Annotated in this window: 1 protein-coding gene; it reads right to left on the bottom strand. The window is 47.9% G+C overall.

The genetic code is table 11. The features are described 5' to 3' along the window. Positions 1–1,192: CRISPR-associated endonuclease Cas3'' (locus tag ABGY95_RS00005; protein ID WP_347439629.1), on the bottom strand; the 1,192-nt coding region annotated here is incomplete at its 3' end. Positions 1,193–1,611: the final 419 nt, after the last annotated feature.

The following is a 1,611-nucleotide window of genomic DNA, read 5'->3' on the forward strand; positions in this document are numbered from 1 at the left end:
AAGCGAAGAGTGAGGAAGTGTCGCGGATGATTTCTGTAATGTTTTCCAGTCCAATATTGAATTGCTCAGTCTTATTCACTGCTGGTTGAGTAGCGGTGCAAAGGACAGTGGTGGTGTGGTAATGGCTGGAAAGCTGTTCCAGTGCACGCAAGCAGGGATTGAGGTATTGGACGGGTAAAGCTTGGGCCTCATCAAGAATGACGACTGAGTTGGCCATGTTGTGGAGCTTCCGATTGCGCGAAGTCTTGGCCGCAAAGAGTGATTCGTAAAACTGCACAGCTGTGGTGACCACTATGGGCGCGTCCCAGTTTTCAGAGGCAAGACGAGAGCGAGTGGTCTCTTTCTCAGGCAATAAATTGCTGTGATGCTCGAGCACTATGTCATCCCCGAGTTCAGCAAGTAGATCAGAGAAAACTCCAGCGTTCTGCTCAATAATAGAGGTGAACGGGATCACATAGATGATGCGCGTGTGGCCGTGTTTGATGGCGTGCTTGAGAGCAAAGAGTAAGGAGGATAGTGTCTTTCCTCCACCAGTGGGAACGGTGAGTGAAAATATACCTGCGGGCTCATCCGCTGCGGAAAGGCAGTCTTTGACGACGTTGGCCCTTGCTTGGTTCACCTCACCGACAGGCGTGCCGAAGGAAGATATTTTAGCTTCCAAAAGATGAAGAGCGTCTTCAAGTACATGGCTTTTGGTTTGCGGCCGAAACTCACTCTGACTTTCGTTCATAAATGCTTCCGTAGCGAGGAAGTCTGCATCCACAAGGCATGAGAAAAGCATGCGTTGGAAGAAGGCTAAAGTGAAGGCGGAACTGCTAGGGGTTACAAACGATGGTGGTTCAGGAATTAGCTGGTCAGTGATCTCAGATGGAGTCGCATCTACGGATGCTATCGTCTTAGATAGCCGCTTGATTAGGCTTGCTTTAGATTCATGACGAGCATCTAGTAAGCCTGCGTGATGTCCAGCGATGGCCGTGGCGAGGCAGTGTCCCAGTGGGTGTTTTGACGCAGCTAGTTTTGCTCCAGCGGTGGTGTGATCAATCTTCTCTAAAAATTCATCGTAGTGAATGTCGCTTGCTCTTGCTAGGTAGTTTTGGAAATCTTCAGAAAACTTCCCCAAATCATGCCAGAGCCCAGCTAGGTAGCCCCAGTGGTGGAATGCTTCATGATCGGGCTGATTTTGAGGGAGCATCTCAGTCGCAAATTTCCCAGCTAGTGAGGCTACTTTATTTAGATGGCCATGCTGCGGAGCTAGGTTTACGCAATGAGGACAGATTCTGTTTGTTAAGCTAGAGCAAGATTGTGATGAATTATTTGAATCAACTTCACCAAAAGGAGTGAAGAGAGGTTCCCAAGTGTTTTTTGGGGTGGTAGAGTGATCTGTGAGCTCTTTTGTATGAGCGTAGAAATGTGGAGGCATTTGGGAGCTGAAGTAATAATGAATGTTAGGGGATCCCCGCTAAGGTGTGGTAGCATCAGCAGAGCGTGTGGACCGATTCTTATCGGTGTTGGATTGGTCTAGATTTATGTGAGGTAGTTTTTTATTTAAACGATGTGGTTATGGTGTGAACCAGAGTCGTTAACCCGTACAAATAACACACTAGAGATTGG

The sequence above is a fragment of the Rubritalea sp. genome, assembly GCF_039830215.1.
GTDB lineage: Bacteria > Verrucomicrobiota > Verrucomicrobiia > Verrucomicrobiales > Akkermansiaceae > Rubritalea.